The sequence below is a fragment of the Geodermatophilus sp. SYSU D00700 genome (genome assembly GCF_054050255.1).
Genome location: NZ_JBJGZA010000044.1, coordinates 1 through 22,189, shown reverse-complemented (window position 1 = coordinate 22,189; position 22,189 = coordinate 1). Strand labels below are relative to the sequence as shown.

24 protein-coding genes are annotated in these 22,189 nt (G+C 77.2%); 10 read left to right on the top strand and 14 right to left on the bottom strand.

The genetic code is table 11. The annotated features are described in order from the left end of the window. Nucleotides 1-41: 41 nt before the first annotated feature. The 4 genes from ACI79V_RS21415 to ACI79V_RS21400 all read right to left on the bottom strand — a co-directional run bounded on the left by ACI79V_RS21415 (nucleotide 42) and on the right by ACI79V_RS21400 (nucleotide 2,377). On the bottom strand, nucleotides 42-461 hold the full coding sequence (locus ACI79V_RS21415) for a hypothetical protein (protein WP_456892530.1): 420 nt from the start codon (nucleotides 459-461) through the stop codon (nucleotides 42-44). Continuing rightward, the gene (locus ACI79V_RS21410; RefSeq protein ID WP_456892528.1) at nucleotides 458-988 is read right to left on the bottom strand and encodes a cupredoxin domain-containing protein; all 531 of its coding nucleotides are present in this window, start codon (nucleotides 986-988) and stop codon (nucleotides 458-460) included. Before ACI79V_RS21410 ends, ACI79V_RS21415 begins: the two co-directional genes overlap by 4 nt. 103 nt (nucleotides 989-1,091) lie before the next feature. Then, the gene (locus ACI79V_RS21405; RefSeq protein ID WP_456892526.1) at nucleotides 1,092-2,018 is read right to left on the bottom strand and encodes an alpha/beta hydrolase family protein; all 927 of its coding nucleotides are present in this window, start codon (nucleotides 2,016-2,018) and stop codon (nucleotides 1,092-1,094) included. Between the two features lie 2 nt (nucleotides 2,019-2,020). Beyond that, nucleotides 2,021-2,377: a hypothetical protein gene (locus tag ACI79V_RS21400; RefSeq protein ID WP_456892524.1), complete on the bottom strand. Its 357-nt coding sequence runs from the start codon at nucleotides 2,375-2,377 to the stop codon at nucleotides 2,021-2,023. A 54-nt stretch (nucleotides 2,378-2,431) separates the two neighbouring features. Between ACI79V_RS21400 and ACI79V_RS21395 the strand changes: the two genes are divergently transcribed. Then, on the top strand, nucleotides 2,432-2,971 hold the full coding sequence (locus ACI79V_RS21395) for a helix-turn-helix domain-containing protein (RefSeq protein ID WP_456892522.1): 540 nt from the start codon (nucleotides 2,432-2,434) through the stop codon (nucleotides 2,969-2,971). Nucleotide 2,972: 1 nt separating this feature from the next. Here the strand turns inward: ACI79V_RS21395 and ACI79V_RS21390 are convergent, their stop codons facing one another. From ACI79V_RS21390 to ACI79V_RS21380, 3 genes are all read right to left on the bottom strand, one after another. Next, complete coding sequence (locus ACI79V_RS21390) at nucleotides 2,973-3,521, bottom strand: hypothetical protein (RefSeq protein ID WP_456892520.1); 549 nt, start codon at nucleotides 3,519-3,521, stop codon at nucleotides 2,973-2,975. An 85-nt stretch (nucleotides 3,522-3,606) separates the two neighbouring features. Beyond that, complete coding sequence (locus ACI79V_RS21385) at nucleotides 3,607-5,175, bottom strand: DEAD/DEAH box helicase (protein ID WP_456892518.1); 1,569 nt, start codon at nucleotides 5,173-5,175, stop codon at nucleotides 3,607-3,609. Between the two features lie 271 nt (nucleotides 5,176-5,446). Then, nucleotides 5,447-6,460, bottom strand: a complete 1,014-nt coding sequence (locus ACI79V_RS21380) for a GlxA family transcriptional regulator (RefSeq protein ID WP_456892517.1) — start codon at nucleotides 6,458-6,460, stop codon at nucleotides 5,447-5,449. Between the two features lie 73 nt (nucleotides 6,461-6,533). Here ACI79V_RS21380 and ACI79V_RS21375 point away from each other — a divergent pair, with 73 nt between their 5' ends. The 3 genes from ACI79V_RS21375 (at nucleotide 6,534) to ACI79V_RS21365 (ending at nucleotide 8,862) form a co-directional block, all read left to right on the top strand. Further along, nucleotides 6,534-7,856, top strand: coding sequence for an MFS transporter (locus tag ACI79V_RS21375; protein ID WP_456892514.1), 1,323 nt, complete (start codon nucleotides 6,534-6,536; stop codon nucleotides 7,854-7,856). Between the two features lie 77 nt (nucleotides 7,857-7,933). After that, entirely contained in the window at nucleotides 7,934-8,176 is a 243-nt protein-coding gene (locus ACI79V_RS21370; RefSeq protein WP_456892512.1) for a hypothetical protein, read from the top strand. Continuing rightward, the gene (locus ACI79V_RS21365; RefSeq protein WP_456892554.1) at nucleotides 8,176-8,862 is read left to right on the top strand and encodes an endonuclease domain-containing protein; all 687 of its coding nucleotides are present in this window, start codon (nucleotides 8,176-8,178) and stop codon (nucleotides 8,860-8,862) included. The genes ACI79V_RS21370 and ACI79V_RS21365 overlap by 1 nt, the downstream gene beginning before the upstream one ends. Before the next feature lie 66 nt (nucleotides 8,863-8,928). Here the strand turns inward: ACI79V_RS21365 and ACI79V_RS21360 are convergent, their stop codons facing one another. Beyond that, a complete protein-coding gene (locus ACI79V_RS21360; protein WP_456892510.1) occupies nucleotides 8,929-9,393 on the bottom strand; it encodes a MarR family winged helix-turn-helix transcriptional regulator in 465 nt (154 codons plus the stop codon). A 49-nt stretch (nucleotides 9,394-9,442) separates the two neighbouring features. Here ACI79V_RS21360 and ACI79V_RS21355 point away from each other — a divergent pair, with 49 nt between their 5' ends. Together ACI79V_RS21355 and ACI79V_RS21350 are read left to right on the top strand one after the other, a co-directional pair. Beyond that, nucleotides 9,443-9,913: an SRPBCC family protein gene (locus ACI79V_RS21355; RefSeq protein WP_456892508.1), complete on the top strand. Its 471-nt coding sequence runs from the start codon at nucleotides 9,443-9,445 to the stop codon at nucleotides 9,911-9,913. Continuing rightward, nucleotides 9,910-10,305: a DUF6958 family protein gene (locus tag ACI79V_RS21350; RefSeq protein WP_456892506.1), complete on the top strand. Its 396-nt coding sequence runs from the start codon at nucleotides 9,910-9,912 to the stop codon at nucleotides 10,303-10,305. The genes ACI79V_RS21355 and ACI79V_RS21350 overlap by 4 nt, the downstream gene beginning before the upstream one ends. A 28-nt stretch (nucleotides 10,306-10,333) precedes the next feature. Here the strand turns inward: ACI79V_RS21350 and ACI79V_RS21345 are convergent, their stop codons facing one another. Further along, on the bottom strand, nucleotides 10,334-11,941 hold the full coding sequence (locus tag ACI79V_RS21345) for a GMC family oxidoreductase (protein ID WP_456892504.1): 1,608 nt from the start codon (nucleotides 11,939-11,941) through the stop codon (nucleotides 10,334-10,336). Continuing rightward, nucleotides 11,938-13,476: an aldehyde dehydrogenase family protein gene (locus tag ACI79V_RS21340; protein ID WP_456892502.1), complete on the bottom strand. Its 1,539-nt coding sequence runs from the start codon at nucleotides 13,474-13,476 to the stop codon at nucleotides 11,938-11,940. Before ACI79V_RS21340 ends, ACI79V_RS21345 begins: the two co-directional genes overlap by 4 nt. Nucleotides 13,477-13,551: 75 nt before the next feature. Here ACI79V_RS21340 and ACI79V_RS21335 point away from each other — a divergent pair, with 75 nt between their 5' ends. Further along, entirely contained in the window at nucleotides 13,552-16,599 is a 3,048-nt protein-coding gene (locus tag ACI79V_RS21335) for a sacsin N-terminal ATP-binding-like domain-containing protein (protein ID WP_456892500.1), read from the top strand. Between the two features lie 29 nt (nucleotides 16,600-16,628). On the opposite strand, the gene ACI79V_RS21330 is transcribed toward ACI79V_RS21335, so the two are convergent. Both ACI79V_RS21330 and ACI79V_RS21325 read right to left on the bottom strand, forming a co-directional pair. Beyond that, nucleotides 16,629-17,003 (bottom strand): hypothetical protein, encoded by a 375-nt coding sequence (locus ACI79V_RS21330; RefSeq protein WP_456892498.1) that lies wholly within the window; start codon nucleotides 17,001-17,003, stop codon nucleotides 16,629-16,631. A gap of 216 nt (nucleotides 17,004-17,219) precedes the next feature. After that, complete coding sequence (locus tag ACI79V_RS21325; protein ID WP_456873607.1) at nucleotides 17,220-17,519, bottom strand: hypothetical protein; 300 nt, start codon at nucleotides 17,517-17,519, stop codon at nucleotides 17,220-17,222. A 193-nt stretch (nucleotides 17,520-17,712) separates the two neighbouring features. Between ACI79V_RS21325 and ACI79V_RS21320 the strand changes: the two genes are divergently transcribed. The 3 genes from ACI79V_RS21320 to ACI79V_RS21310 all read left to right on the top strand — a co-directional run bounded on the left by ACI79V_RS21320 (nucleotide 17,713) and on the right by ACI79V_RS21310 (nucleotide 20,259). Next, a complete protein-coding gene (locus tag ACI79V_RS21320; RefSeq protein WP_456873608.1) occupies nucleotides 17,713-18,078 on the top strand; it encodes an STAS domain-containing protein in 366 nt (121 codons plus the stop codon). A 135-nt stretch (nucleotides 18,079-18,213) separates the two neighbouring features. Next, nucleotides 18,214-19,425 carry an acetyl-CoA C-acetyltransferase gene (locus ACI79V_RS21315; RefSeq protein ID WP_456873609.1) on the top strand — a complete coding sequence of 404 codons (1,212 nt, stop codon included), beginning with the start codon at nucleotides 18,214-18,216 and terminating at the stop codon, nucleotides 19,423-19,425. 72 nt (nucleotides 19,426-19,497) lie between these two features. After that, nucleotides 19,498-20,259 (top strand): SDR family oxidoreductase, encoded by a 762-nt coding sequence (locus ACI79V_RS21310; protein ID WP_456892496.1) that lies wholly within the window; start codon nucleotides 19,498-19,500, stop codon nucleotides 20,257-20,259. Nucleotides 20,260-20,332: 73 nt separating this feature from the next. Here the strand turns inward: ACI79V_RS21310 and ACI79V_RS21305 are convergent, their stop codons facing one another. Both ACI79V_RS21305 and ACI79V_RS21300 read right to left on the bottom strand, forming a co-directional pair. Beyond that, a complete protein-coding gene (locus ACI79V_RS21305) occupies nucleotides 20,333-21,196 on the bottom strand; it encodes a DUF1206 domain-containing protein (protein ID WP_456892494.1) in 864 nt (287 codons plus the stop codon). Nucleotides 21,197-21,198: 2 nt separating this feature from the next. Continuing rightward, a complete protein-coding gene (locus ACI79V_RS21300) occupies nucleotides 21,199-22,035 on the bottom strand; it encodes a DUF1206 domain-containing protein (RefSeq protein WP_456892492.1) in 837 nt (278 codons plus the stop codon). Nucleotides 22,036-22,189: the final 154 nt, after the last annotated feature.

The following is a 22,189-nucleotide window of genomic DNA, read 5'->3' as shown; positions in this document are numbered from 1 at the left end:
CCCGGCGGTGGGCGGGTGGCCCGCCCGCCCACCGCCGGGCGTCAGCGGCCGGCCGGCCGCCGGGCGAGGACGGCCAGCACGACGAGGACGACGACGGCGGCCGCCTCCACCCAGAAGGACTCCCACCACAGGGTCGCCAGGGTGGTCTCCACGAACCCGAAGAGGCCGACCGTCGTGGACAGCAGCAGTGCGGCCAGGGACCCCGCGGCGAACAGGGCGCCCAGCGATGCCGCCCAGGTCACCAGGCGCGGCGGCGCGGCCAGCAGCAGCAGCGCGCCACCGATCCCGAGTGCGGACTGCACGAGGAACGCCGGGCCGATCACCTCGACACCGCTGTAGCCCTGCTGCCACAGATAGAGGTGGATGGCGGCGATCGCCGCCAGCAGCGCCGCCCCGACCAGTCGGAGCAGCGCGATCGCCACCCCGGTCCGCGGGGGCCGGGTCGAGGTCTGGCCGCTCATGCCGCGACCGTCACGTTCGTCAGCATCCCCATGGCCCGGTGGTTGCCGATCGAGCAGTAGAAGACGTACTCACCCGCCTCGAGGGTGACCGTCAGCGTGGTCGACTCGCCCGGTCCGATGGTGTCGCTCGCGGCGACGTCCTGCCCGTCCCGCTCGACGACCAGGTCGTGGGTGGCGTTGCCCTCGTTGACCACCTCGATGGTGTACTCACCGGGGGTGAAGGAGCTCTCCGAGAGGTCGATGTACATCTCGCCCTCGGTGGCGGTGACGGTCCGCGCCTCGGCCGGCGCCGCCGGGGCGGCAGCGGGGGTGCTCTCCGGCGCGGCGCTGCTGGGCGTGGTGCCGCTGGACGTGGCGCTGCTCGAGGTGGCGCTCGGCGAGGGCGTGTCCTCGGAGTGCTCGCCCTCGGCGTGGGCGCTGGTCGAGGCGGCGGCGGTGTCACCCTCACCGCCGTCCGAGCACGCACCCAGCAGGCCGACGCCCAGGGTGATGGCGAGCGCCGCGGCGCGACGGGTGGGCAGCGACACATGGACCTCCTCGCGAACGACGGGGCCCGTCCCGGCGACGGTCCACCGTTGGCCGGGGATACTGCACCCACCAGCGCCGGTCGGGAACCCCCGTCCTCCCGGCTCAGGTGGGGGACGTGACCGCGACCACCCGACGGCACCACCCGACGACGGCCGCGAGCACCTCGGCGTCCACCGGTCGGCGCAGCTCGCCGCGGTAGGCCCCCATCGACGCCCGCCCCGGCTGGCGGCGCAGCGTGTGCGTCAGGTCGGGCACCGCCACGGTGGTGACCGGGCCGGGCACCGTCGCCGCGACGACGTCGAGGTCGGCGACCGGGACCTGCAGGTCCTTCTCGCCGGTCACGGCGAGCACCGGCGCGGTGATCCGGGCGAGGTCGCCCCGCGGGTCGTGGTCGAGGAACTCCCGGTGCCAGCGGGCGTTCACCCGCACGCCGCCGATCCGGGCGACGTCGGTGGTGGTGGCCCGGATGCGCTCGTGGTTGGCCGCCACCTTGCGCTCCAGGTCGATCCGCAGCAGCCGCAGCACGCCGCGGACGGGAGCCGGCAGGGTGGGCCCGATCTGCCGGGCCTGCCAGCGCAGCAGCTCGTCGCCGGGCCGCGCCGACGCCGCCAGCAGGACCACCCCGGCGGCCGGCACCCCGCGCGCGGCCACCGCCGCGGCCAGCAGGGCACCCTCGCTGTGGCCGACCAGCAGCACGCGGCCGGGGTCGACCTCGGGCCGGGCCGCGAGGGCCTCGCGGGCGCGGACCAGGTCGTCGGTGTTGTCGGAGAACCCGGCCCGCCGCCAGTCGCCGGGGGAGCCGCCGACGCCGCGCTTGTCGTAGCGCAGTGACGCGATGCCGCCCTCCGCGAGGGCGTGCGCCAGTTCCCGGGTGACGCCGAAGCGGGCCCGGCGGTGGTCGGAGTCGCGGTCCAGCGGGCCCGAGCCGGGCGCCAGCAGCACCGCGGGCACCGGGCCGGGGGAGTCGGGCAGGGTCAGGGTGCCGGCGAGCGGGGGCTCGCCGGGCACTCTCAGCGGGGTCTCGCGCACGGTCAGCGCCCGGGGGGCAGGTGCGCGGCGACGCCGGCGGCGACCGCGGCGGCGTCGCCGGCGGACACCAGCAGGGTGTCGAACCGCTGCCCCGTCAGGTGCAGGCGCACGGCCGGGCCGCGGCGCACGCTGACGAACGCCTTGCTGCCCCGGCGCCGCCAGGTGCCGATCAGCCGCCGGCCGGGCAGGCCCAGCCCGGGAGCGCGCAGGCCGCGGGCGGCGGCCAGGCCGTCGGGGACGACCTCGGCCGAGTGCACCGCCGTCAGCGGCACCTCGAGGTCGCGCAGCAGGCCGAGGACCTTCTCGGCCCGGGTGAGGGTGACGCGCAGCGTCCGGGGTGTCGTCTCGATCGTCGCCATGGCATCATTGTTATCGATCGTGAGACCGTTGTCAATGATGAGAGAGGTGGCTGCGTGGCGACCGCGGACCTCCTGTTGCACCCGGTGCGCCTCCGGGTCGTCCAGGCGCTGCTCGGCGACCGGACCCTGACCACCGGCGAGCTGCACGCCGAGCTGCCCGACGTCCCGGTCGCGACCCTCTACCGGCACGTCGGCGTGCTCGCCGACGCCGGCGTGCTCGAGGTGGTCGCCGAGCGGCGGGTCCGGGGGAGCACCGAGCGCACCTACCGCCTGGTGGTCACCGCGGCCTCGGTCGGGCCGGCCGAGGCCGCGGCGATGACCTCCGACGAGCACCGCCGCGCGTTCGGGACGTTCGTGGCCGCGCTGCTGGCCGACTTCGACCGCTGGGTGGCGCGCGCCGCGGACGCGCCGGGCGGGCCCGATCCGGCGCGTGACGGCGTCGGCTACCGGATGACCGGGCTGTGGCTGGACGACGACGAGTTCGCCGGCCTGCTCGACGACGTCCGTGCGGTGCTCCGGGCCCGGCTGGGCAACGAGCCCGGCGGAGACCGGCGCCGGCGCCTGGTCGGCACGGTGTTCCTCCCCGGCGACTGACTTACGCGGCGGCGCGGGCGGCGGCCCGGGCGGCGCGGCGCTCGGCCTGCCGCTCGACCTTGCGCTCGGCCTTCGCCACGCGGCGGTTCGCCCGGGCGAGGGTCCGCGAGGCCTTCTCCACGCGCTTGGCGCCGCGGTCGACGGTGCCGCGGGTGAGCAGCCCGACGCCGATGCCGAGCAGCCACACGTCCTTGGCCACGGTCAGGCCCTGCTCGGTGGGGGCGAGGCTGCCCTCCTTGCGCATGCCGGGCGTGCGCAGGTACAGGCCGAGCAGGCCCCCGGCGAAGCCGGTGAGGACGGCGCCGGCCACCGCGGTCGGGACGAACGGGGTCAGCAGGGCGGCCCCGACGGCGATCTCCGCCGTCGACAGGACCTGCACGAACTGCCGCGGCTCGACGTCCCTGAGGAACGGGTAGGTGCCGGCGGCGAAGCCGTGCAGCCCGGCGGCGGTCTGCTCGTCGGCACCGCGCTTGCCCAGGCCGCTGTTGAGGATGAACGCGCCGGCGGAGACGCGGGGACCGATCTCGGACAGGGTGATGGGCAGGGCCACGGGGCACCTCGCAGGGGTCGGGGACGGTCGGGAGTGCTCTTCCCGACCGTCCCCGCGACCAACCCCGGAACGGAGCCCGACGCGGTCAGCGGCCGCCGCGCCGCGACCGCCCGCTGAACGACGCTGCCGAGTGGGTCCCGGCCCGCGCGGCCAGCTCGGCGCGGGTGCGCGCCGGACCGGGGGTGCGGGACTGTCCGCGGCTCCCGGCCGTGGTGCCCGCCGTGGCCGACGCCGTCGTGCCCGAGCCGCCGCCGGAACCGCCGCGGCGCCGCCGTCCGCCGCCCTGGCCCGGCGGCTGGGGCGCCGGTGCCGGGGCCGGCTCGACGTACGGCGCCGCGGGGCCGGTGAGCGCGGTGATCTGCTCGGCGCCGGGGCGCACCGTGGCCACGACCGGCGTGATGCCGGCCTGGCGGGTCAGCGTCCGCACCTCGCCGTGCTGGTCGGGCGTGGAGAGGGTGACCACCGTGCCGCCGGCCCCGGCGCGGGCGGTGCGGCCCGAGCGGTGCAGGTAGGCCTTGTGCTCGGTCGGCGGGTCGACGTGCACGACCAGCGCCACGTCGTCGACGTGGATGCCGCGCGCGGCGATGTCGGTGGCGCACAGGACCCGCGTGCCGCCGGTGCTGAACGCCTCGAGGTTGCGCTCGCGGGCGTTCTGGCTGAGGTTGCCGTGCAGGTCGACGGCGGGGACGCCGGCCGCGGTGAGCTGCTTGGCGAGCTTCTTGGCCTGGTGCTTTGTGCGGGTGAACAGCACGCTGCGCCCGAGGCCGGAGGCCAGCTGGCGCACGACCTCGGCCTTGTCCGCGGCGCTCACCTGGAACACGTGGTGGGTCATGGTGGACACCGGCGCGACGGCGGGGTCGACCGAGTGGGTCACCGGCTGCGACAGGTAGCGCTTCACCAGCACGTCGACGCCGTTGTCCAGCGTGGCCGAGAACAGCAGTCGCTGGCCGCCCTGCGGCGTCCGGTCCAGCAGCCGCTTGACGCCGGGGAGGAAGCCGAGGTCGGCCATGTGGTCGGCCTCGTCGAGGACGGTGACCTCGACGGCGGACAGGTCGGCGTGCCCCTGGCCGATGAGGTCCTCGAGCCGGCCGGGGCAGGCGATGACCACGTCGACGCCGGCGGCCAGTGCCTGCACCTGCGGGTTCTGCCCGACACCGCCGAACACGGTGGTGCAGCGCAGGCCGAGGGCGCGGGCGAGCGGCTCGACGGTGGCGAGCACCTGGTTGGCCAGCTCGCGGGTCGGGACGAGGACCAGCGCGCGCGGCCGGCGGGCCTGGCGGCGGGTGGTGGAGGCCGCCAGCCGGGAGACCAGGGGGAGGGCGAAGGCGATCGTCTTGCCCGAGCCGGTGCGGCCGCGGCCGAGCACGTCGCGGCCGGCCAGCGAGTCGGGCAGCGTCGCGACCTGGATGGGGAACGGGGCGGTGATGCCGCTGGCGGTGAGCACCTCGGCCAGCGGGGCGGGCACGCCGAGCGCCTCGAACGTGGTGTCGGCGGGCAGCACGGTCGCGACGTCGCCGGCGGGGATCTCCTGCGGCTGCGGCTGCGGCTGTGCGGCCGGCACGGCGGTGCCGGTGCCGGTCCCGCGGCCGCGGCCGCCGCGACGGCGGCGCGGCCGGGCGGGGCCGGCGGAGGTGGGGGACTGCTGGGAGGTCATCGGTTCCTCGGGCGTTCTCGGGTCGCCGTCGTCGGTCACCGTGCGCGGGCGCAGGCCGGCCCCGGGGAACGGGGCGGAGCGCGCCGGCGGCGACGTCGGACAGCCGGGCGCGCCTCCGTGGCGCTGCACCAGCCCGACGTCGAGTCCTGCCGCTCCGGATGAGCGAGGGCAACGCCGGTCCCCTCACTCAACCAGACGGGGCCGCCGATCCTGCCGCCGGACCGGGGAGTCGCGCGTCACACCCCCCTGCGAGGGAGGTGCCCTTGTAGCGTCAAAGGCTGATGGAGGCGCCCCGGTAGGTGCGGCGGTAGGCGCCGGGCGCGACCCCGATCGAGGCGCGCAGGTGCGAGCGCAGCGAGGCCGTCGTGCCGAACCCGGCCTCGGCCGCCACGCGGTCGACCGAGGCGTCGGTGGACTCCAGCAGCCGCCGCGCCAGCGCGATCCGCTGCGCGGCGAGCCAGCGCAGCGGCGACAGGCCGGTCTCCTCGCGGAAGCGCCGGGTGAAGGTCCGCACGCTCATCCGTGCGTGCCCGGCGAGGTCGGCGAGGGTGAGCGGCTGGCCCAGGTGCTCGAGCGCCCAGGCGCGGGTGGCCGCGGTGCCCGCGTCGCCGGGCTCGGGCAGCGGCCGCTCGACGAACTGCGACTGCCCGCCCTCCCGCCACGGGGCGACGACGTTGCGCCGCGCCACCCGGTTGGCCACCTCGCTGCCGTGGTCGCGCCGGACCAGGTGCAGCAGCAGGTCGATGCCCGCGGCCACGCCGGCGGAGGTCAGCACGTCGCCGTCGTCGACGAAGAGCACGTCGGCGTCGAGGCGGACGGCGGGGAAGGTGCGGCGGAACGCCTCGGCGTCGCGCCAGTGCGTCGCGGCCGGGCGCCCGTCGAGCAGCCCGGCCGCCGCCAGCAGCGAGGACCCGGTGCAGATCGACACCATGCGGGCGTGCCGCGCGGCGTCCCGCACGGCCGCGGCCAGCTCGGCGGGGACGCGCCCCTCCGTGACGACGGGGCCGCCCATGATGCCGGGCACGACGACCGTGTCCGCCTCGGCGAGGACCGACCCGTCGTGCTCGGGCAGCACCGAGAAGCCGTCCGCGGTGCGGACCGGACGCCCGTCGAGGGTGGCCACCCGGACCCGGTAGAGCGGCCGGCCGGCGTCGTCCTCGGCCAGCCCGAGCAGCCGGTAGGGCAGGCCCAGCTCGAAGCCGACGACCCGGTCGACCGCCAGGACGACGACCTCGTGCGGGACGGGCGGAGGTGCGGAGCCGTTCGCGCTGGCCGCGGAGGACATGGCCGGATCCTTGCACATGTTGACCTCCCGGCCACTGGCCCGGTCGGCATGACACGGGTCATGCTCTCCGGCCGTGACGTCTCCCGCGCCCGTCCGCAGCTCGCGCGTGCACCCGGCGTGGTGGGTGGCGGCGGTGACCTTCCTGGCGCTGGTCGGGGCCGCGGCGTTCCGGGCCGTGCCCGGCGTGCTCATCGACCCGCTGCGCGCGGAGTTCGGCTGGTCGGTGTCGACCATCTCGGCCGCCGTCGCGGTGAACATGGCGCTGTACGGGCTGACCGCGCCGTTCGCCGCCGCGCTGATGGAGCGGTTCGGCATCCGCCGGGTCGTCGTCGGCGCGCTGCTGCTCACCGCCCTCGGCAGCGGCCTGACCGTGTTCATGACCGCGAGCTGGCAGCTGGTGCTGCTGTGGGGGTTCGCCGTCGGGCTGGGCACCGGGTCGATGGCGCTGTCGCTGGTGGCCACCGTGACCGGCCGCTGGTTCGTCGCCCGGCGCGGGCTGGTCAGCGGCATCCTCACCGCCGGCGGCGCGACCGGGCAGTTGGTCTTCCTGCCCGTCGTCGCGGCGATCGCGCAGACCAGCGGCGGCTGGCGGGCGGCCTCGCTGGGGACGACGGCGGCCGCGCTCGCCGTCGTCCCGCTGGTGCTCTGGCTGCTGCGCGACCGGCCGCGCGACGTGGGCGCCGTCCCCTACGGCGGGACCGCCGCCGACGACGTCGACCCGGTGCGCACCGGCGCCGCACGCACCGCCGTCCGCGGCCTGGTGGAGGCGGCGCGGACGCGGCCGTTCTGGCTGCTGGCCGCCGGGTTCTTCATCTGCGGGGCGTCGACCAACGGCCTGGTGCAGCCGCACTTCATCCCCGCCGCCCACGACCACGGCATGCCGGTGACGACCGCGGCCGCGCTGCTCGCCGTGGTGGGGGTCTTCGACATCGCCGGCACCGTGCTCTCGGGGTGGCTGACCGACCGCGCCGACCCGCGGGTGCTGCTCCTGGCCTACTACGCGCTGCGCGGGCTCTCGCTGTTCCTGCTGCCGCCGCTGTTCGGGCCGGACCTGCACGTGAGCATGGTGGCGTTCATCGTCTTCTACGGCCTGGACTGGGTGGCCACGGTCCCGCCGACGCTGGCGCTGTGCCGCGAGCACTTCGGGGCGCGGGCGCCGGTCGCCTTCGGCTGGGTGTTCGCCTCGCACCAGGTCGGGTCGGCGGTGGCCGCGTTCGGCGGCGGCGTCATCCGCGACGTCACCGGCTCCTACGACCTGGCCTGGTTCGGCGCCGGCGCGCTGTGCCTGCTGGCCGCGGCGCTGTCGATCTCGATCCGCCGCCGCCCGGCCCCAGCCGCACCGCCCGCCGTGCCCACCGAGCCGACCACCTCGTCCGCCGCCACCACCCACGGCTGACGCCAGCCCTCCGAGGAGGTGCCTTTGTCGCGATATCGGCACCTGGGTGTCCCCGGCGTGGTGCCTTTGTAGCGCTGATGGCACCCGGCCTGTGGACGACGCCGGTCGGCGGCTCCTGCGTCCACGACGCTGCCCGGGTGTCTGCTCACCGCCGTCTCCTCCCCGGGGTCTTCGTCGGCAGCGCTGCCATCGGCGAGGGCCTCCTCACCCGCGGGCAGCTGCGACGACGCAGCTACCGGAGGCTCACCCAGGGCGTCTACGCCGACCCGGGGGGCTGCCCGTCGACCACCGGCTCCGCTGCCAGGGCGTCGCACTCGTGATGCCGCCGGGTGTGGCCGTCGGCGGGCACTCGGCGGCCGCCTGGTACGGCGCTGCCTTCGCCGCGGCCGACGACCCGGTGACCCTCGTGTGCCCGGAGGAGATCCGCTGGCGCGGGCCGCGGGAGGCCACCGTGCACCACACGGTCCTGTCACCCGCGGACGTCGTCGTGGTCGACGACGTGCCCCTCACCGTCCCGCTCCGGACGGCCTGGGACGTGATGACCCTCGAACCGCTGACGACGGCCGTCGCCGCGGTGGACGCGATGGTGCGTGCGGGCCACGTCCCGCTCGCCGGCCTCGCCGCGATGGCGGAGCGGGGCGCGGGCCGGTGGGGCGTGAGCCGGGTCCGCCGGGCGGTCCTGCTGGTCGACCCGCGTGCGGAGTCGCCGCGCGAGTCACGGCTGCGGGTCTGCCTCGTCCTCGCCGGTCTCGAGCCCGTGCCGCAGTTCGAGGTCGTCGACGACGGGCGGTTCGTCGCCCGGGTCGACCTGGCCTTCCCGGACGTGCGGCTGGCGATCGAGTACGAGGGGGCGCACCACTTCGAGGCGGACCAGGTCACGCGCGACGCCGAGCGGCTCGACCGGCTCCGCGCCGCGGGCTGGCGGGTGATCCGGGTGACCGCTGCCGACCTGCGCGACCTCGAGGCCCTCGTTGCTCGCATCCGCGCCGCGCTGGCAGCGGTCTGAGCGGCAGGAGCCAATATCGCGGTAAAGGCTCCCGAGGGAAGGAGCCAATATCGCGATAAAGGCACATCAGCCGGGCCGGGCCTCCAGTTCCCCGCGGACCGCGTCGACGGTGTCCGCGAGGGACTCGAGCACCGCGGCGGCGACCCGGCGGTCGTGCTCGGACAGGTCGTCCCCGACCGAGCGCACGCGGTCCCCGAGCGGGCGGTAGACCCGGGCGAAGGCGGCCCACGTCCCCGGCTGCAGGTGGACGTGGACCGCGCGACGGTCGCCGGGAGCCGCGGTGCGGGCCACGTACCCCGCGGCCTCGAGCCGGTCGAGCAGGGCGGTGACCGCGGCGCGGGACAGCCCGAGCGCGTCGGCCAGGGCGCTGGGTCCCAGCGGCCCGTGCTCGAGCAGGTTCAGTGCGCGCAGGTCGTTGCGGCCCACCCCCAGGACGCCGCACGCCGCCTCCTCGAACAGGTCCACCGCGCGGGCCAGCGCCCGGCACGCGGTGAGCAGGTCTGCGGACGGCAGCGTCTGGTTCCCGGACATGGTTCGATGGTCGCATCGTTCACCCGTCGAACTGATGGAGGGGGTCCGCGTGCGCTGGACCGAGAGCATCGACGTCGACCGGCCGGTGGCCGAGGTCCGGGCCGCGATCGCCGACGAGCACGAGCTGATGCGGTGGTCGGCGTGGCCGGAGGCGACCGGCTACACGTGCGCGGTCGAGGGCGACGGGCGCAGCCCCGGATCGGAGATCGTCTTCCGCGACCGGTCCGGCGTCGTCCAGGGCCGGCAGCGGCTGATGAGCGCGACAGCCGACCGGGTCGAGTACCGGCTGCGCAACCGGCTCCCCGGCGGCCGGGAGATGACGCCGGAGGTCGACTTCCGCATCGAGGACCTCGGCGGCGGCCGGTCCCGGGTGCACCTCGACTTCCGCGCGACCCCGCCGCTGCCACCCGTGGTCCGCCGGCTGGCCGAGGCCGTCGTCGGCCGCCGGGTCCGCGCGCTGCACGTGCGCGACCTCGAGCAGCTCAGGGCGCACGTCGAGCGGCGCCCGGCGGTCCCGTGAGCGCCGACCCGCACAGCGGACCGGTGCCGCAGTCGGCCTGGGACGCCGACGCCGAGGCGCGCGCCCGCGGCCGGGTGCAGGTGTTCAACGCGACCCGTCCCGGCGGCCTGGACGGCTGGACGATGGACCTCGCCCAGTACGAGTTCGTGCGGGCCCACATCCTCGACACCCTCGACGACCTGGCCGGCCCGGACGGCTGGGTGCTGCTGCGCGACGTCGTGGCCAGCGCCCAGGAGCGCCACGCCGCCCACCCGCTGTTCCCGAAGGGGCGGCTGCGCAACTACTGCACCTACACCAAGGTCGACCTCGAGGCGCGCGGCGAGATCGAGCGGGCGCCGGGCTCCAGCCCGCAGCGGATCCGTCGCCGTCCCACCTCCCGGGACAGCCATTAGCGCTACAAAGGCACCCCTCCGGCGGGGGTCAGGGGGTCGGGGCGAGGGCGGGGTCGGCGGTCCGGCCGGCCAGCAGGTCGGCGGCGCGCTCGGCGATCACCATCGTCGGGGCGTTGGTGTTGCCGCGGACCAGCGTCGGCATCACCGAGGCGTCGACCACCCGCAGCCCGTCGAGGCCGTGCACGCGCAGCTGCGGGTCCACCACCGCGGCGTCGTCGACGCCCATCCGGCAGGACGACACCGGGTGGTACAGCGACTCGAGCGTGTCGCGCACCGCCTGCCGCAGCCCCTCCCGGGTGCGGACGGTGGCCCCGGGTGACCACTCCTCGGCCAGCACCCGGGCCAGCGGCCCGACCGAGGCGATCTCGCGGGCCTCCTCCACCCCGGTCACCAGCGCGTCGAGGTCGCGCTCGTCGGTGAGGTAGCCGGGGTCGATCGCCGGCGCCCACGTCGGGTCGGCCGAGCGCAGCCGCACCGACCCGCGCGAGTGCACGTGCACGACGACGGCGGCCGCGGTGAACGCGTCGACGTCGGGGTCGACCTCCGCCTGCCGCCAGAACTTGACCGGCAGGAAGTGGTACTGCAGGTCGGGCTCGGCGAGCTCGAGCCGGGACCGGGTGAACAGCCCCGCCTCGGCCAGGTTCGACGACAGCGGCCCGCGGCGGGCGGCGAACCACCGCGCGTAGCCCGACGGCGACTCGCCCCGGAACAGCGACCGCCCCGACCGCACGGTCCAGACGACCGGCACCAGCGGGTGGTCCTGCAGCCCGCCGCCCACGCCGGGGAGGTCGTGGACGACGTCGACGCCGACCTCGCGCAGGTGCGCCGCGGGCCCGATGCCCGACAGCATCAGCAGCTGCGGGGAGTTCACCGCGCCGCCGCAGAGCACCACCTCGGCCGACGCGTGCACGGTGTGCACCTGCCCGGCGCGCCGGTACTCGACCCCGGTGGCCCGCCCGCCCGAGACCAGCACCCGGGTGGTGAGCGCGCCGGTCAGCACGGTGAGGTTGGGCCGCCCCAGCGCCGGGCGCAGGTAGGCGTCGGCGGCCGACCAGCGCCGGCCGCGCCGCTGCGTCACCTGGTACCGGCCCACGCCCTCCTGCACGGCACCGTTGAAGTCGTCGTTGCGCGGGTGACCGGCGGCCACCGCCGACTCCACCACCGCGCGGGTCCACGGGTGCGGCGAGCGGAGGTCCTCCACCCGCAGCGGCCCGCCGGTGCCGTGGAACCGGTCGGCACCGCGGGCGTTGTCCTCCATCCGCCGGAACAGCGGCAGCACCCGCTCGTAGGACCACGACGGGTCGCCGGTCAGCCGCGCCCACTCGTCGTAGTCGGCGGCCGCCCCGCGGACGTAGATCATCGCGTTCATCGACGACGACCCGCCCAGCAGCTTGCCGCGCGGCCAGAACAGCCGCCGCCCGCCCAGGCCCGGCTGCGGCTCGGTGGTGTAGTTCCAGTCCCGCCGGGTGCGCCAGAGCTTGTACAGCGCCGCGGGGACCTGCACCTCGAGGACGTCGTCGGACCCGCCGGCCTCCAGCAGCAGCACCCGCACCGACGGGTCCTCGGTCAGCCGGGCGGCCAGCGCGCAGCCGGCCGACCCGGCCCCGACGACGACGACGTCGTACCCGCCGGTCACCGGTGGCGCCCGTGCACCAGCCCCAGGACCCGCGCCACCGTGTCGGCCGCGGCCGGCGGGCGGCTGAACGACATGAGGTCCACCGGCAGCCGGAACCGCTGGCGGGTGATCGCCTTGGCGCGGGTGAACTCCTTGAGCCCGTCCTCGCCGTGGATGCGGCCGAAGCCGCTGTCGCCCACGCCGCCGAAGGGCAGCGCCGGGATCGCGGCGAAGGTCAGCACCGAGTTGACGCTGGTCATGCCGCTGCGCATGCGGCGGGCGAGGTCCATCGCGCGCGCCCGCGACCGGGAGAAGACCGCGCCGGCCAGGCCGTAGGACGACGCGTTGGTGCGCTCGAGCGCCTCCTCGGCGTCGCGCACCCGGGTGATGGTGAGCGTCGGCCCGAAGGTCTCCTCCCGCACGGCGATCGAGGTCTCGGGCACGTCGAGCAGCACGGTCGGCGCCACGAGGTCGCCGTCCACGGTGCCGCCGAGGACCGCGCGGCCGCCCGACGACGTGGCGTCGTCGAGGTGCCGCCTCACCACGTCGGTCTGCGAGGCCATCGTCATGGGTCCGTAGGCGGCCGCGTCGTCGGAGCCGGGTCGCAGGCCGCGGACCCGCTCGGTCACCTCGGCGACGAACCGGTCGTAGACGGGGGACGTCACGTACGCCCGCTCGATGCCGATGCAGGTCTGCCCGGCGTTGCTCATCGCACCCCAGACGGCGGCGTCGGCGGCGGCGGCCACGTCGGCGTCGTCGTCGACGATCATCGCGTCCTTGCCGCCGAGCTCCATGAGCACCGGGGTGAGCGTCTCGGCGCAGGCGGCCATGACCTTCCGGCCGGTCGGCGCCGAGCCGGTGAAGGCCAGCTTGGCCACCCCGGCCCGGCACAGCGCGGCACCGGTCGCGCCGTGCCCGGTGACCACCTGGAAGGCGTCGGCGGCGTCGGGGACGGCGGCCCGCCACGCGGCGGCGAGCCACGCCCCGACGGCCGGCGTGTACTCCGAGGGCTTGAAGACGACGGCGTTGCCGGCGGCGAGCGCGTAGGCGATCGAGCCCATCGGCGTGAACACCGGGTAGTTCCACGGGCCGATCACGCCGACGACCCCGAGGGGCTGGTACTCCAGGTACGCGGCGTGGTTGGCCGCCAGCACCCCCGCGCGCACGCGGCGCGGGCCCAGCGTCCGCCGGGCGTGCGCGCCGGCCCAGGCCAGGTGGTCGATCGCCAGGGTGATCTCGAGGACCGCGTCGGCGTGCGGCTTGCCGTTCTCCCGGTGCACCAGGTCGGCCAGCTCGTGCACCCGCCGGGCGAGGTGGCCGCGGTAGGCGGCCAGCCGCTGCCGCCGCCCGTCGAAGCCGAGCTCGGCCCAGTGCCGCGCGGCCGGGCGGGCCCGCTCGACCGTCTGCTGCACCGCGGCGGCGTCGTGCACCGGGAAGACCCCGACGACCGCGCCGGTGGCCGGGTCGGTCGACTCGAAGGTCTCGGTGGTGGCGTGCCGGTCGACGGTGCCGGCGACGGCGTCGGTGACCGTGTCCATCTGCTCGGCGAGCGACATGTGGCGCAGGTTACCGGTGCGTAGCCCCCTGTCCGGAGCCGACCGCGGGACCCGCGCGCTGCCATGCTGGCCGCCGTGGCCGACCCCTTCGACACCGCGGAGCTGCGCCGCCGGGTGCTGGCGGCCTGGCGCGACTCGCCGGCCCGGTTCCGCGAGGACGCCAACGCGGAGGAGGACCTGGTCCGCGGCGGCTACCGCGACCGGCTGCTGGTCGAGCTGGCCCAGAACGCCGCCGACGCCGCCGTCCGGGCCGGGGTGCCGGGGCGGCTGCGCCTGGAGCTGGCCACGGTCGGCAGCGGGGTCGGCGGCGGGGGAGAGGTGCTGCACGCGGCCAACACCGGGGCGCCGCTGGACGCCGCCGGGGTGGCGGGCCTCGCGAGCCTGCGCGCGTCGGCGAAGCGCGACGACGTCGAGACGGTCGGCCGCTCCGTGGTCGCGGGCGGGCCGCCGCTCGAGACGATCGGCCGCTTCGGGGTCGGGTTCGCCGCCGTCCTCGCGGTCACCGACGAGCCGGCGGTGCACTCGGTGCACGGCGGCGTGCGGTTCAGCGCCGCCCGCACCCGCGCGGAGGTGGCCGAGGTCGACGTGCTGGCCGGCGAGCTGGCCCGCCGCGACGGCGCCGTCCCGGTGCTCCGGCTGCCCTGGCCCGCCGACGGCCCGCCGCCCGCGGGGTACGCCACGGAGGTCGTGCTGCCGCTGCGCGCCGGCTCGCGGGCCGCCGTCCGCGCGGCGCTGGAGGCGCTCGACGCCGGGCTGCTGCTCGCCCTCCCCGGCCTGACGGAGATCGAGGTGGTCGTCGACGGGGCCTCCCGCACCCTCTCGTGCGCCCGCACCCCGCCGCTGGTCCGTCTGCGCGACGGCGACACGACGACGGCCTGGCGGGTGGCCGAGCGCCGCGGGGAGCTGCCCGCCGAGCTGTTCGCCGACCGCCCGGTCGAGGAGCGCGCCCGCCGCGGGTACACGCTCACCTGGGCGGTGCCCCTCGACGACGACGGGCGCCCGCGGCCGCTGCCGGGTCGCCAGGTGGTGCACGCGCCCACGCCCAGCGACGAGCCGCTGTCCCTGCCGGCGCGGCTGGTCGCGCCGTTCCCTCTCGGCCCCGACCGCCGGCACGTGGCGCCCGGTCCGGTCACCGATGCACTCGTCGCCGTGGCCGCGGAGGGCTACGCCGACCTGGTCGCCGCGCTCGCACCCGACCCCGCGGTGCTCGCCCTCGTGCCGCGCATCGGCCTGGCCGCCGCCGAGCTCGACGCCGCCCTCGGCTCGGCCGTCCTCGACCGGCTGCGCGGGACCGCGTGGCTCCCGGCGGCCGACCCGGAGGCGGGGGAGCGGCTCCGCCCCGACCGCGCGGCCGTCCTCGACGACGGTCCCGACGAGCGGGTCACCGTCCTCACCGGCGTGCTGCCCGGCCTGCTGCCGGCCGACTGGTCGCGGCGCGAGGGCGCCCCCGCGCTGGCCGCCCTCGGCGTCCGGCGGGTCAGGACGGCACAGGTCGTGGAGGCCGTCGCGGGGGTCGCCCGGCCGCCGTCGTGGTGGGCGCGGCTCTACACCGCCCTCGCGCACGCCGAGCGGGAGGAGCTCGGCGCGCTGCCGGTGCCGCTGGCCGACGGGCGCACCGCCCCCGGTCCGGCCGGCGTGCTGCTGCCCGGCGAGGACCTGCCGGTCGGGCGGCTGGGTCCCCTGGCGCTGCGCATCGCCGCCCCCGAGGCCGTGGCGCCGCCGCCGGCGCGGCGGCTGCTGGAGCGGCTCGGCGCGCGCCCGGCCACCGCGGCCGCGGTGCTGGCCGACCCCGCCGTGCGGGCCGCCGTCGAGGAGTCCGTCGACGCGGTCGACGAGGGGTGGGACGACACCGACCCCGCCGACCTCGCCGGCGCGGTGCTCGCCCTGGTCGCCGCGGCCGGGACCGCGCCCGGGGAGCTGCCGTGGCTGGCCGAGCTCGCGCTGCCCGACGACGACGGCGCGTGGGCGCCGGCGGGGGAGCTGCTGCTGCCCGGGGCGCCGCTGGCCGCGGTCCTCGAGGACGGCGCGCTGGGGCTGCTCGACCCGGACTTCGCGGCCGGGTGCGACCCCGTGGCGCTGCGGGCGGTCGGCGTCCTGACCACCTTCGCCCTGGTGCGCGCCGACGATCCCGACGACCTCGACGTCGACGCGGCCGGCGCGTGGGCCGACGCCGTCCTCGACCGGCTGCCCACCGGGGCGCCCCCGCCGTCGTGGCCGCCGCTGATCGCCGTCCGCGACCTGGACCTGGTCGCGGACTGGGACGGCGCGCTGCCGCTGCTGGCCGCCGCCCCCGGCGAGGCGTGGGCCGACGTCGTCCTCGACGGCGTCCCCGTGCCCTCCCACCTGCGCTGGTGGCTGTCGACCCACCCGGTGCTCGGCGGGCGGCGCCCCGACCGGCTGCGCGCGCCGGACGGCGCCGAGCTGGAGGGCCTCTACGAGCCGGCGCAGGCGCCGCCGGAGGTGCTGGCGCGGCTGCGGCCGGCCGCCACGGTCGACGACGTGCTCGCCGACCCCGACGCCGCGCGGGACCTGCTCGACCGGCTCGGCGACCCGGCCCGCACGGTGCGGCCCGCCGTGCTGCGCACCGTGTACGCGCGCCTGGCGGCCGCCCTCGACGGCCTCGACGTCGACCCGCCGGCGCGGGTGCGGGTGGCGCCCGACCGCGTCGCCGACCCGGCCCGGGAACCCGTCGGGGTGCTCGACGCGCCGTGGCTGCAGCCGCTGGCCGACGGCGTCCTCGTGCCCGCCGGTGGTGCGCCCGGGCCGGTCGCCGACCTGCTCGACCTTCCGCTGGTGAGCGAGCGGGTGCGGGCCGCGGTCACCAGCACCCCGGTGCGCCGCGGACCGTGGGCCGCGGTGCCCGGAGCGGAGCTGGCCGCGGCCCGGCTCGGCCGCGCGGCGCTGACCGGGGAGGTCGCCGTGCACGAGCCGCTGCTGGCCGCCGGCCGCCCGGTGGCCTGGTGGCCCGACGGCGCGGTCGACCACGTGGACGGCAGCCCGGCCGCGCTGGGCAGGGCGCTGGCCTGGCGGGCCGGGGCCTGGCCGCTGCGGCAGGCCCTGGCCGAGGCGTTCGCCGAGCCCGGCCGGACCGCCGACCTCGCCGCGGAGGACGCGGTCGGCTGACGCCCGGCCGGGGGCAGGGAGGTCCTTCCTCAGTTCCAGCGCGGGGCGGCCAGCGCGCCGGGCGCGTGCCCGTGCGCGGAGGGGCGACCGCCGCCCCGCAGGGCGCCACCGCGCGCCGCCGAGCGGCGGGGCGTGGCGGCGTCCCTCTCCCAGCAGCGGTACAGCGACAGCCACTGGTCGGCGGTGAGGGCGTCCGCGCGGGCGGTGGGCGGCAGGCCGGCCGCGTGCAGCCAGCGCACGCCGGCCACCCCGGGCAGCCGGGTGCGCAGCACGGCGCCGAGGGCCGCAGAGGGTGCGGCGAGCACCGCCGACGCCAGCCGGTCGAACGCGGCCGCCTCGTCGGTGGGCAGGGCGCCGCGGGCCTCGGCGGCCGCAGGGGACGGGGATCGGGCAGGACGTGACACGGGAGGCCTCCGGAGGGGAGGTCGGACCGGCCGCCGGCAGCCGGCAGCCAGGGAGGGGGAGCGCCTGAGGAGGGCGCGAGGAGGAGCGGGGAGCCGGGGGCTCGACCCGCGGGCGTCGGCGGAGGACGCGGGCGTCGTCGCGGGAGGGGCTCAGAGGCGCATGACGGCGACGCTAGAGCGGCCCCGCGGACGCCGTCCACGGGTTTTCGGGAGAGGTCAGTCCCGGCCGCGGTCCCGGGCGGCCTTGCGGGCCTGGTGGGCCTCCCAGCGCGCGCGGTCGCGGGCCCGCGCGTCGGCACCGCGGTCCCACTTCACGCGGCGCCGGCGCGCCCGGGCCAGCTCCCGCTCCTCGAAGTCGGGGTGGCTCTCCCAGTCGCTGGCCATCGCCAGGACCACGAGGAGGACCAGCCCGAAGACGGCCAGGCCGAGGGCCACGATGACGTTGCCGACGGCGACGACGGCCACCGCCGACACCGCCGCCCAGATCAGGCCCGCCAGGACCAACCGCCCGTTCACGCCCCCAGTATCCCCGCGTCCACCGGGTGGGCGGGCACACGGCGGGGCCCCTTGCGCACCACCGACCCCGGGCCTACCGTCCGAGGTGCGGTTCAACACTCAGCCGTGTACGTCCTCCCCGGACTCCGCGCTTGGTGCGGCTGGTGCAGCCGCTGTCCTTCGCACGGGCCCGCTCTCGACTGAGAGGCGCACCGTGACCACTGTCTCCCCTCGTCCTGCCGCCGACCTGCTGACGGTCGACGTCATCCCCGCGGACGGCGCCGTGCGCATCGTCTGTACCGGCGAGGTGGACTGCTCGACCGCCCCCGAGCTGCGCGAGGCCGTCGACGGCGCCCTCGCCGGCGGGCCGCCCGTGGTGACCGTGGACCTGGAGGCCGTGACCTTCCTCGACTCCGCGGGCCTGTCGGTGCTCGCGGTCGCGCACCGCACCGCCGACCGGGCCGGCACCCGGCTCCGCGTCCTCGTCGGCACCCGCGCGGTCGCCCGGGCCCTGCAGGTCACCGGCCTGTGGGAGCTGCTCGGCGCCGAGCAGGTCGTACCCGGCGCCGGCGCCGCATGACGTAGACCTCCCCTCAGCGCCTCCTGACGCCACCACCTCCGGCCAGGCCGCGTTCCCGCCCGTCCCCGGCGGGGGAGCAGACTGCCTGTCGAACCGCCCGGACGCGGGCGGTGTCCACGAGCCGAGGAGGACGCCGTGCGTGACGCGGTCATCTGTGAGCCGCTGCGGACCCCGGTGGGGGGCTTCGGGGGGTCGCTGCGGGACGTGCCCGTACAGGACCTGGCCTCGACCGTCATCCGGGCGCTCGTCGAGCGCACCGGCCTGCCGCCGGAGTCGGTCGACGACGTCGTCCTCGGCCACTGCTACCCGACCATGGAGGCGCCGGCCCTCGGCCGCGTCGCCGCCCTGGACGCGGGCCTGCCCGTCACCGCCGCCGGCATCCAGGTCGACCGCCGCTGCGGCTCGGGCCTCCAGGCGGTGCTCTACGCGGCGATGCAGGTGCAGAGCGGGTCGGCCGAGGTCGTGCTGGCCGGCGGTGCCGAGTCGATGAGCAACGCGCCCTTCTACTCGACCGCGATGCGCTGGGGCGTCAAGGCCGGTCCCGGCGTGCTGCTGCAGGACGGCCTGGCCCGCGGCCGGGTCACCGCCGGCGGCGTCCACCACCCGGTGCCCGGCGGGATGCTGGAGACCGCCGAGAACCTGCGCCGCGAGTACTCGATCGGCCGCGAGGAGCAGGACGAGTACTCCGTGCGCAGCCACCGGCGCGCCGCCGCCGCCACCGAGGAGGGCCGGTTCGCCGACGAGGTCGTCCCGGTGACGGTCAAGGGCCGGAAGGGCGACACCGTCGTCGACCGCGACGAGCACATCCGCCCCGACTCGACCGTCGAGACCCTGGCCAAGCTCCGCCCGATCATGGGCAGGGACGACCCCGAGGCCACCGTCACCGCCGGCAACGCCAGCGGGCAGAACGACGGCGCCGCGGCCTGCGTCGTCACCTCGCCGGAGAAGGCCGCCGAGCTCGGGCTGCGCCCGCTGGCCCGGATCGTGTCCTGGGCCGTGGCCGGCGTGCCGCCACGGACCATGGGCATCGGCCCGGTGCCGGCGACGGCGAAGGCGCTGGACCTGGCCGGCCTCAAGCTCTCCGACATCGACCTCGTCGAGCTCAACGAGGCCTTCGCCAGCCAGGTGCTCGCGGTGACCCGCGAGTGGGGTTTCACCGAGGCCGACTTCGACCGGATGAACGTCAACGGCTCGGGCATCTCGCTGGGCCACCCGGTGGGCGCCACCGGCGCGCGGATCCTCGCCACGCTCACCCGCGAGATGGACCGGCGCGGCGCTCGCTACGGCCTGGAGACGATGTGCATCGGCGGCGGGCAGGGCCTGGCCGCCGTCCTCGAGCGCGTCTAGGCCCGCCGGGCAGGGGGCGGGGGCTGCCGGGCATGATCGGCCGGCAGTCCCCGACCCCCGAGGAGCCTCCCCATGAGCGAGTCCCGCGCCCGCGTCGCCGTCGTCACCGGGGCCGCCCGGGGCATCGGCGCGGCCACCGCCCTGCGCCTGGCCGCCGACGGTTTCGCCGTCGCGGTCATCGACCTCGACGAGTCCTCGACCGCGGGCACCGTGCAGGCCATCGAGGCCGCCGGCGGGCGCGCGCTCGGTGTGGGGGCCGACGTCGGGGACGCCGAGCAGGTGCAGGCCGCCGTCGACCGGATCGCCGCCGAGCTGGGCCCGCCGGTGGTGCTGGTGAACAACGCCGGCGTCACCCGGGACAACCTGCTGTTCAAGATGACCGACGCCGACTGGGACCTGGTCATGCACGTGCACCTGCGCGGCTCGTTCCTGATGACCCGGGCGTGCCAGAAGCACATGGTCGACGCCGGGTGGGGCCGGGTGGTCAACCTGTCGTCGACCTCGGCGCTGGGCAACCGCGGCCAGGCGAACTACGCGACCGCGAAGGCCGGCCTGCAGGGCTTCACCAAGACCCTCGCCATCGAGCTGGGCAGGTTCGGCGTCACCGCCAACGCCATCGCCCCCGGCTTCATCCAGACCGAGATGACCAGGGCCACCGCCGAGCGGATCGGCCGCGACTGGGACGAGTACGTCGCCGAGCGCGCCGCCGCCATCCCGGTGGCCCGGGCCGGCGTCCCCGAGGACATCGCGCACACCGTCTCGTTCTTCGTCAGCGAGGGCGCCGGGTTCGTCTCCGGCCAGGTCGTCTACGTCGCCGGCGGCCCCCGCACCTGAGGAAGGACCCCCGTGCCCCCCACGCCTCGCACGCGCAGGCGGAGGGCCCCTGCACGAGGGCCGTTCCAGCACGTCACTGCGACGGGTCGCGGTCGGGGTAGCGGGCGCGGGCGAGCGCGTAGACGCCGAACGCCGCGAACCCGACCGCCACCACGGTGAGCAGCGCCGGTCCCGCGCCGGTGCGGCCGATCGCCGTCATCGCGCCGTCGAGGCCGGTGGCGGTGGAGACGTCGGCGGTCGACGCGGCCCGGAACAGCAGCACCCCGACGACGCCGAACGCCACGCCCTTGGCCACGTGGCCCACGCGACCGACCACCTCGATCACCGGCTCCCACCGGTCGGGGGCGGCGGGCAGGTCGATGTCGCGCATGAAGCCGCCGGTCGCCCCGCGCCACAGGGAGTAGGCGCCGACCGCGGCGACCCCCACGGCGGCGGTACCCACCGCCACCGCGCCGCCGGGCACCTCCAGCGTCTCCCCGGTCAGCTCGCGCAACCGCTCGTCGGCCTCGTACTCCGCGCCGACGGCGAACAGCAGCGCGGTGGCCCCGAGGACGGCGTAGACGGCCGCCTTGGCCAGGCACTTGGCGCACACCACCGCGGTGCGGGTGCGGTGCTCCCGGTCGAGCAGTCCGTGCCACCACAGCAGCACCTCACCGCCCTGCCACAGCGCCAGCGCGAGCAGGCCCAGCCCGATCGCCCACAGCAGCACCACGCCGCCGGGGGTGCCGGCCACCGCCTGCAGCGCGCCCGTCTGGTCGGCGTCGGCGTCCTCGGCGCCGCGGGACACCCGCCAGGTCAGCCAGCCGATGAGCAGGTGCACCACGCCGTAGGCGACCAGCCCGAGGCGGGCGAGGGCGCGCAGGACGGGGTGGTCGGTGACGCCCCGGGCGGCCGAGACCGCCCGGTGCACCCGGTCGAGGGCGCGCGGGCGCCGCACGCTCAGGTGCGCTCGGGGTAGCGCGCCCGCACGAAGCAGTAGGCGCCGAACGCGGCGATGCCGACCGCGACCAGGGTGAGCAGGAACTGCCCGAAGGGCGCGTCCAGGATGGTGCGCAGCGCGCCGTCGAGGCCGGAGGCCTTGCTCGGGTCGAAGGTCACCGCCGCGTAGACCAGCAGCGCGCCGACGACGCCGAACGCGACGCCCTTGGCCGGGTAGCCGACCTGGCCCAGCCGGGTGACCAGGCGCCGCGCCGACGGGGACGCGGAGGCCAGGTCGACCTGCTCGAGGAACTTCTTCGTCGCGCCCTTGACCACGTGGTAGACGCCGACGCCGATGACGACCAGGCCCACGAGGCCGACCAGCCAGCGCCCGGCCGGCCAGCCGAAGACGCCGGACACGGTCTGCTGCTGGCCGGAGCCCGATCCGCCGCTGCCGGTGGCGTACCGGAACGCGAGGACCGCCAGGGCCAGGTAGACCACCGCCTTCGCGACCGCCTTGCCCGACCGGGTCAGCGCCTTCTTCCGCGCGTCGCCGGACGCCGACCAGCCCGACCGCCAGCGCAGCACCTCGGCGGCCTGCCACAGCGCCAGGGCCACCATGCCGATCGCGATGATCCACAGCAGCGGCTTGCCCACCGCGGACCCGGCCACGGTCTCCAGCGCACCGGACTGGTCGGCCGACTGGCCGCCGCCGCCCCACGCCAGTTGCAGTGCGAGCCAGGCTATGAGCAGGTGCACGACCCCGTAGGCGATCAACCCCACCCGGGCCAGGTTCTCCAGGGTGTCGCTGTTGCCCGCCCGTCCCGCCGCACCCGTCACCGAGCCGGTACCGCTCATCGCCGCCGCCCTCCCGCGCGCACCCCGTCCGTGATCAGCGTGGCACGGGTGCGACCCCCGCGCGGGGGGGGGGGGGGGGGGGGGGGGGGGGGGGGGGGGGGGGGGGGGGGGGGGGCGGGGGGGGGGGGGGGGGGGGGGGGGGGGGGGCGCTCGG